The organism is Tritonibacter sp. SIMBA_163, assembly GCF_046535935.1.
Classification (GTDB): domain Bacteria; phylum Pseudomonadota; class Alphaproteobacteria; order Rhodobacterales; family Rhodobacteraceae; genus Epibacterium; species Epibacterium scottomollicae.
Map to the genome: position 1 here is coordinate 43,926 of NZ_JAWJBP010000023.1, position 8,691 is coordinate 52,616.

Annotated in this window: 5 protein-coding genes; all 5 read left to right on the plus strand. The window is 53.4% G+C overall.

The features are described 5' to 3' along the window. Nucleotide 1: 1 nt before the first annotated feature. Nucleotides 2-2,356, plus strand: a complete 2,355-nt coding sequence (gene hsdR / locus R0J92_RS19485; RefSeq protein ID WP_411052815.1) for an EcoAI/FtnUII family type I restriction enzme subunit R — start codon at nucleotides 2-4, stop codon at nucleotides 2,354-2,356. Beyond that, entirely contained in the window at nucleotides 2,357-3,835 is a 1,479-nt protein-coding gene (locus R0J92_RS19490) for an N-6 DNA methylase (RefSeq protein WP_411052816.1), read from the plus strand. Then, nucleotides 3,832-5,571 (plus strand): restriction endonuclease subunit S, encoded by a 1,740-nt coding sequence (locus R0J92_RS19495; RefSeq protein WP_411052817.1) that lies wholly within the window; start codon nucleotides 3,832-3,834, stop codon nucleotides 5,569-5,571. The genes R0J92_RS19490 and R0J92_RS19495 overlap by 4 nt, the downstream gene beginning before the upstream one ends. A 97-nt stretch (nucleotides 5,572-5,668) precedes the next feature. After that, complete coding sequence (locus tag R0J92_RS19500) at nucleotides 5,669-6,430, plus strand: hypothetical protein (RefSeq protein ID WP_411052818.1); 762 nt, start codon at nucleotides 5,669-5,671, stop codon at nucleotides 6,428-6,430. Nucleotides 6,431-6,439: 9 nt separating this feature from the next. Beyond that, nucleotides 6,440-8,287 (plus strand): ATP-dependent nuclease, encoded by a 1,848-nt coding sequence (locus tag R0J92_RS19505; protein ID WP_411052819.1) that lies wholly within the window; start codon nucleotides 6,440-6,442, stop codon nucleotides 8,285-8,287. Nucleotides 8,288-8,691: the final 404 nt, after the last annotated feature.

Consider the following 8,691-nt stretch of genomic DNA (forward strand, 5'->3'; position numbering starts at 1 on the left):
AATGTCGCTGCCCCCTGGAGAGAAGAAGAAGCTCAGTGAGTCCGATATCTGCGACCTCTATATTACCCCAGCACTGAAGCGCGCTGGCTGGGATCAGTTTACCCAGATAAGGCGAGAAGTGACTTTGACGCCGGGGCCAATCATCGTCCGCGGTAACATGTCTTCCCGCAACAAGAAGAAAAAGAAATTTGCCGATTACGTCCTATCCTGGGAGCCATCTCTTCCCGTGGCTGTATTGGAGGCCAAAGACAACAATCATTCTATAGGACACGGGATGCAGCAGGCGCTTGGCTACGCCGAGATCATGCAGATTCCAACGGCTTTCAGTTCAAATGGCGATGGTTTCGAACAACACAACAAGCACCCAAGCTCCGGCGAAGACATTGAAACATCTCTTTCTTTGACTGCGTTTCCAGACCCCCAAACCCTTTGGGCACGTTACAAATCGTTTCGTGGCATTGAAGATGGTGAACAAACCTTGCTCATGGAGCCTTACCATGATGACGGGTCGGGCAAAGAGCCGAGGTATTATCAGGCCGAAGCGATCAACCGCACAATTGAAGCTGTCGCCAAGGGCAAGAATCGAGTGCTATTGGTCATGGCGACCGGAACCGGTAAGACCTACACGACTTTTCAGATCATTTGGCGGCTTTGGAAGGCTGGTGCTGCAAAGCGCATTTTGTTTTTGGCTGATCGTAACATTCTTGTTGATCAGACTCTTGTGAATGACTTTAAGCCCTTTGGTTCAGTGATGACCAAAATTGGAAGTCGGAGAATTGATCCGTCTTATGAAATACACTTGGGTCTATATCAGTCACTCACGGGCCGTGAGGAAAGTGATAAGACGTTCAAGACCGTTTCCCCAGACTTCTTTGATTTGATCGTCGTAGATGAGTGTCATCGCGGAAGCGCATCCGAAAACTCGGAGTGGCGTGAGATCCTCGAGTATTTCAAGGGTGCCATACAGATTGGTTTGACGGCGACGCCAAAGGAAACCAAGGACGTTTCGAGTAGCACCTATTTTGGCGAACCAGCCTACACATACAGCCTGAAACAAGGGATCGAAGACGGATTTCTAGCGCCTTACAAAGTAGTGAAAATCGATATCGACAAGGATGTCGAGGGTTGGACCCCGCCACCCGGCACCATCGATGATCTCGGCAACCCGCTTGAAGACCGACAGTACAACCAGAAAGACATGGATCGACTTCTGGTGCTTAACCAACGCACCAAGCTGGTCGCCGCGAGGGTTATGCAGCTTCTCAACGCTACTGACCCTTTCAGCAAGACCATCATCTTTTGCGAAGACATTGACCACGCCGAGCGGATGCGCAAGGCAATCGTAAACGCTGCCGGCCAGATCGCGATCGATAATCCTCAGTATGTCCGACGTATCACCGGCGATACTAAGGAGGATGGCAAAGCCGATCTGGACAATTTCATCGACCCGGAAAGCAAGTTTCCCGTCATTGCGACAACATCGGAAATGCTTACCACTGGCGTAGATGCGAAGACCTGCAAGCTGATAGTCCTCGATAAAACGATCACATCCATGACCACCTTCAAGCAAATCATTGGGCGGGGAACCCGCGTCGATGAGGAGCATGGCAAGTGGTACTTCACCATCATGGACTTCAAAAAGGCCACAGAGCTATTTAACGACCCAGACTTTGACGGGGAAGCGGTCGTTATCTACGAGCCAGGCAATGATGATCCGCCCGAACCACCTGATCCCCCAATTGATCCGGAGGACGATCATTTGGAACTGCCAGATAGTACTGGAATAACCAAGCTAGTCGTCAGCGGCGTTGAAGTGGAGATCATTGCGGAACGCGTCAGCTTCATCGGTCCCGACGGTGCTTTGATCACGGAATCTTACAGGGAATTCGCGCGGAAACAGATTTTGACCGAGTTTTCGTCGTTGGACGACTTCATCCGCAAGTGGAACGACGCAGACAAGAAGGCCGCGATCATCCAAGAGCTGGAGGAGCATGGCATCTTGTTGGAGAACTTGGCCGAAGAGGTCGGCAAGGATTTCGGCGATTTCGACCTGCTCTGCCACATCGCATACGATCAGCCGCCCCTCACGCGCGCGGAGCGGGCCAACAACGTCAAGAAGCGCAACTACTTCACAAAATACGGAGACGAGGCCCGCAAGGTCTTGTCGGCGCTTCTGGACAAGTATGCGGACGAAGGGGTGCGCACGATCGAAGACGCCCGCATCTTGCGTCTTGACCCCTTCGATGAAATTGGAACACCGGTCGAGATCATCCGCGATGTGTTCGGCGGCAAAGAACAATACGAACAAGCCGTTAGAGAGCTTGAGCAACAGATATACAGACAGGCGGACGGATAAATGGGTGATCTTACCAGCATCATTAAGGCAATTCAGGACATCATGCGCAAAGACGTGGGTGTCGATGGTGATGCGCAGCGCATCGGCCAGATGGTGTGGATGTTCTTCCTGAAGATTCTCGATGACCGCGAACAGGAACTTGAACTCATCGATGATGACTTCGTGTCGGCACTTCCCGACCACCTAAGGTGGCGCAATTGGGCGGGCGAGCGTGAAGGCCTGACCGGCGAAGGTCTGTTTGACTTTGTGCAAGATACGCTCTTCCCAAAGCTAAAGGCTCCTGTGAAGACGCAAGGCCCGCAACGAGAGCAGGCGCTCATTATCCAGCGCGTCTTCGAGAACGCCTACAACTACATGAAATCCGGCACGTTGCTGCGGCAAGTCATTAACAAGATCAACGAAGTCGATTTCAATAACCGCGAAGACTGGCACACCTTTGGCGGCATCTATGAGCAAATCCTGCGCGACCTGCAAAGCGCGGGCAACGCTGGCGAATTCTATACGCCTCGCGCCGTCACCCGCTTTATCGTGAACCGCGTTGACCCAAAGCTGGATGAGGTCGTCTTTGACCCAGCCTGCGGGACCGGGGGCTTCCTGACATGCGCGATCGACCACAAGAAAGAGCACTATGCGAAAACCAGCAAAGACCGCCAGCAGCTCGCCAAAACCATCAAAGGCGTAGAGAAGAAGCCGCTGCCTTACATGCTTTGCATGACCAACATGATCCTGCATGGGATCGACAGCCCCTCGAACATCCGCCTCGATAACACGTTGGCCAAACCCTACCGCGACTATGGCGACAAGGATCGTGTGCACTGCATCATCACCAACCCGCCCTTTGGCGGGATCGAGGAAGACGGGATCGAGCAAAACTTCCCGGCAGGCCTGCGCACCCGTGAAACCGCCGACCTTTTCATCGCGGTCATCATCAAGCTGCTCAAGAAACACGGCCGCGCTGCGGTCGTCCTACCTGATGGCTTTCTGTTTGGCGAAGGCACGAAGACACGGCTGAAAGAGTCACTTTTGACCGAGTGCAACCTGCACACCATCGTCCGCCTGCCCAATGGCGTCTTCAACCCCTACACGGGCATCAAGACCAACATCCTGTTCTTCACCAAAGGAGAGCCGACGACGGATGTCTGGTTCTACGAACACCCCTATCCAGAAGGTGTGAAAAACTACAACAAATCCAAGCCCATGCAGTTCGCGGAGTTCCAGCCCGAGATCGACTGGTGGGGGGATGAGGCCGATGGCTTCAAGGCGCGCAAGGAGACCAATCAGGCGTGGAAACGCAGCGTGGAATACTTCGAACAACGCGGTTTCAATCTCGACGACAAGAACCCGTTTGAGGCTGCGAAGAAGAACCTGGACCCTGACGATCTGTTGGAGGACTACCGGATCGCGCAAGACGACATTCAAAAGCTGCGTGATCAGTTGAAGTCCATCTTGTCGGATGCGCTAAATGGGGGCGGCCCGTGACAGATGTGAACCAGTTGATCACCGACCATCTGGATATCTGGACGGCGGCGACCGAAAAGAAATCCAGTGCAGGACGAGGCAATGGAGGCAGTGTCAGCCTTCATGGGATCAAGAAGCTGCGGGAATTAATCCTGGAGCTGGCAGTGCGGGGCAAGTTGGTTCCGCACGATGATACCGATGTTCCTGCGGATGGATTGCTTGACCAACTGCATCTTCAACAGGCCCAAATGTTTGCCAAGGGCATCATCAAGAAACCCAAACCAGTTGCCAAGATCGCCGCATCAGAACTTCCTTTTGAACTTCCGCGCGGCTGGACATGGTGTCGCGTATCTCAGCTTGGCCACGACTGGGGGCAGAAGGTTCCGGAAAGCCAGTTCACATACATCGATGTCGGTTCCATCAACAAAGAGTTGGGCCTGGTTTCTGAGCCAACGGTTCTTGAGGCGAGCAACGCGCCATCACGGGCGCGCAAGTTGGTTCGGAATGGGACCGTAGTCTATTCCACGGTTCGCCCATATTTGCTGAATATTGCGGTCATCACGGAGACCTTTGAACCTGAGCCGATTGCGAGCACCGCCTTCGCTATCCTGCATCCATTCGACGGAGTTTCGGCCTCTTACCTATATCGCTATTTTCGCTCACCAACCTTCATCTCCTATGTTGAAGGGTGCCAAACTGGTATCGCGTATCCGGCCATCAACGACAAACAGTTCTTCTCCGGGTTGGTGCCGCTTCCCCCAACCGCCGAACAACACCGCATCGTGGCCAAGGTGGATGAGCTGATGGCGCTGTGTGATGCGCTGGAGCGGCAGGCCGAGGGCAGCCTCAAGGCGCACCAAACCCTCGTCGAAACCTGCCTCGCCACCCTCACCAACAGCCAATCCCCCGAAGAGCTCACCAGAAACTGGACCCGCATCGAAGCCCATTTCGACACCCTCTTCACAACTGAAGAGAGTGTGGCAAGACTTGAAACGACCGTACTTGAGCTGGCCATAAGAGGTTTGCTGGTTTCCCAAGACCCGAGTGACGAACCAGCGGCGACATGGTTAGAGCGTGCTGTCCGCACCAGAGACAAACTCGTCAAAGCAAAGACAATCCGAAAGCCAAAGGCCACAAAGGATGTGGACGGATTGCCGAAGCCTTATCCTTTACCCGAGTCTTGGGCATGGGCCAGATTGCCCGAGGTCGGCGAGCTTGCCAGGGGAAAATCAAAACATCGGCCTCGGAATGATCGGCGTCTGTTCGACGGTGGCGAATACCCTCTTGTTCAAACGGGTGACGTTGCCCGCGCAAATCCGTTCATTGTCGAGTCTGAAAGCTTTTATAACGACTTTGGCCTCCAGCAGAGCCGACTTTGGCCGAGTGGGACACTCTGCATCACAATCGCCGCGAATATCGCCGATACTGGCATCCTCTCAATAGACGCTTGTTTTCCAGACAGCGTGGTTGGCTACATCCCGTTTGAAGATGACGTAGACGTCACCTACTTCGATTATTTCATTCGCACCGCCAAGAACGATCTGGAGCACTACGCTCCTTCCACGGCGCAAAAGAACATCAATCTAGAAATACTTGGCGAGGTTCTTGTGCCCTTGCCACCAAAGGCGGAGCTAAACCGGATTTGCGATCGAGTCTCCGATTTGTTGAAAATTTGCAAGATGCTGCGCCAGCGAATTCGAGATTCAAAAGGTGCCAGCGTGAAACTGGCCGACACCCTTACCTCCAAAATTCATTGAGAAATCATGAGTTTAAAACAAATCTGGATTAGCGAATACAAGATCCTTCGCAAAGTTACTTCTGCCCTGATCGCTCAGCGCCGCGAGGTTGATGTAGATGTCTTGGCCTGATTTCACCGAATTGACCTTCGGTTTCGCTTTCTTGCGGGAGTTGGAGCAAAACTACGCGCCCGGTGGAAAGTTCCCAAAGGCCCCTGACTTCATCAGTCAGGGAGCCGAGGCGACGAAGGGCTATGATGTCGAGGTCACCCTTGACGGATCAACACCCGTCTTCCTCCAGCTGAAGCGCTCCTATGTCCTGGAGCGCAAAAGCGCACGGGAGATAAAGGATGGGCTTTACGCGGACCCTAAGGTCTATCGCATGAATCTGCACAAGAATGGCAAGTACCGCCAACACAAGGCGCTGCAAGCGCTTGAGGCGCTTGGCAACGCCGTGTTCTATGTGACCAGCCAGATACACACCCCCAAGGAATTCTCAGACGCCTACAGCGCCGGAACGGTCGTGTCCCAGGCCTCGGCCATGTTCGCGCCCAATGAGATCATTTTGCCGGACGACACGAAGGATCATCACGTCAGCTTCAAGCCGAATGATAGTTTTGGCTACGTGTATTCCAAAGAACCGCACCCGTTTGAACGAAAGTTTCAGAGCTTTGATAGCTGGCTTCCTGTCGTTGGGCAGCGCGCGCAAAGTGCGATTGAGAATCGGCAACTGCTTGAGAAGACGGTTGAGTTCTTGAAGAAGAAACGAAGGCCTCGCGATCCGGTTCTGCAGATGATCCGCGACCAACCGCTCGAAGCCCAAGCCGCGATCCTCGCCTATTTTATCCTCGACGCCCAACTGACTTTCGTGAAGACATAAGGGAAATCTATGCGCCTAAAATCTGTCTGGATCAGCGAGTATAAGAACCTTCGTGACTTCACGCTCACCTTCGATGGCGACAGTTTCCTGGACATCTTTGTCGGCAAGAATGGAACGGGTAAGTCCAATTTCTTCGAGGCGCTGGTGGAAATCTTCAACTTCGTCTTCGCCTCGACGAAGCGGCGCAGCGAGATCGGTTTCGACTTTGATATCCTCTACGAGATCGATGGCGATGACGTGCGCGTTTGTCGTGAGGGTGGCCAGTTGCAGGTCAACGGAGCGAACCGTTCGAAAATCGCCGACGCGCTGACACCCGACAACGTGATCATCTACTATTCCGGTCACAGCGACAAAATCACGTCTACCGTAGATCAGTACGCCCGGGCCTACGCCCGCCGGAACCGCAAATGGACCGGCGAGGAGGCGCGGGAGTTCATCAGCATCGGCGCGGAGTACAAGGAGATGCTGCTTTCGATCCTGCTAATGCAGCCTGACGATTGTGCGGCCCGTCGCTACATCTGCCAGAAGCTGGGGATCGAGGTCACGTCTGAAACCGTCACACTTCGGCTTTCGCCGCCCAGGTTTAAGCACAGCGATGTCGAAGTCGGCGATGTGGCTTCGTTCCTATGGGGGGCGAAGGGCCAATCGCTCGTATTCGTTGAACGGTTGCTCAACTGTGTTAGGGGCGAGTTCACACGAGACTCGATTTATGACCGTGGGCTGGATCGATATACTATCCGCATTAATCTTGAGCTCTTCCGCGAAGAGTTTGCCGACGCATCATCGTCCGATCTTTTTCGCCAATTTGACAACCTGAAAACACTTGGCATGTTCGAGAGCTTGTCTATTCCGATCGGCTTGGGTGATGGAAGGCCGATCCTTGTCGGAGATTTTAGCGACGGCCAGTTTCAATCCATTTACATTTTTGCCATCACCGAATTTTTCAAGGACCGTAACTGCATCACTCTCCTCGATGAACCAGACTCCTTTCTGCACCCGGAGTGGCAGTTTAGCTTTCTCAAGCAGGTAGAAGACATTGCGGCCACCGAAGCCGCGCAGACCAATCACGTTCTACTCAGCAGTCACAGTGCTTCGACGATCGTCGAGGCCAATGAACCGCAGATACGCCTTTTTGAGATTGCGGATGGCAACGTTTCGGCGGTGCAGCGTGATAAAGCGGCAGTAGTTCAGTCACTCTCGGCTGGGCTAATTACGTTTAGTGAGCGTGAGGCGCGCCTCAACATTTACCACAATCTCAAGAACACCAATGGGCCAGTACTCATGGTTGAGGGAGTAACGGACGAAATCATCTTCGAAACGGCTTGGCGCAAGTTGTATGGAGCTGAGGTGAACCGGCCCTTTGAGATATTGAGCGCATTTTCTTGCACAACACTTGGCCGTTTGATGCGAAGCAACGAATTCTACCAAGACAATCAGGGGCGCACAATTTTTGCGTTGTATGATTGGGATGAAGCTTACAACGAATGGAACATGAACCACAGTCAAGTAGTTCAAAACAATGTTTCGCGTTGTTTGACCAAAAAACGGAATGGAGTGGACGGCTACAACCTGATGTTGCCAGTTTCCGAGGAGCATAGCTGCTACGGACAAGTTGTGAACGCAGCCACCGGGGAGCATTATAAAAGCAAGTCAAGTTTTCCTATGGAGCTGCTTTTTCGTGACGCGCCTGGAGTAGGCGCACATTTTGAAATCGACCCGACGCGCCCCGGCGATTGTCAGCGCTTCAAGGGTGACAAGGCAACCTTTGCTAAGGAAATAGTTCCCGCTCTACCGTCTGTGGCGTTTGAGCCCGCCAGGCCCGTTTTTGACTTTATCCTGCATACTATCGGCCAATAGGAGCCAAATCAGCTGCCATGTGAATCTCCTGTCAAAGTCCGCTTCGGTGAGTCTGTGCCAATGCTCGCGCACCTGCAGCGAAGGTCCGCAATCCGCCCGGCCTGCTGGCGGGCTCATCCGATGCAGGTGCAGAACGAATGTCCATAAAGGGCTGACAGCAGTCAACTAGGTCTGTCGATCAGACCGGCGACAGAGTGTTCAGGGTGAAAACCACACGCTGCACCGCCGCAAGTCCGCTGTGAGCCCAGGATGCCAATATTCTGTGATGCAGCGAATGTCGGTTTCGGGTGCCGAGACCAAGAGCAGAGACAAACCTTTGCCCCTAGGTGATGTGCCCCCATCGAGTGGTCCAATTTGAATGTTAATGCATCGTCGGTCTTTGGTCTATCGGGACGATGCTTTTG

Coding starts and splice junctions, on each gene's coding strand:
- hsdR (WP_411052815.1), top strand. CDS start 2: ATGTCGCTGCCCCCTGGAGAGAAGAAGAAGCTCAGTGAGTCCGATATC.
- R0J92_RS19490 (WP_411052816.1), top strand. CDS start 2,357: ATGGGTGATCTTACCAGCATCATTAAGGCAATTCAGGACATCATGCGC.
- R0J92_RS19500 (WP_411052818.1), top strand. CDS start 5,669: ATGTCTTGGCCTGATTTCACCGAATTGACCTTCGGTTTCGCTTTCTTG.
- R0J92_RS19505 (WP_411052819.1), top strand. CDS start 6,440: ATGCGCCTAAAATCTGTCTGGATCAGCGAGTATAAGAACCTTCGTGAC.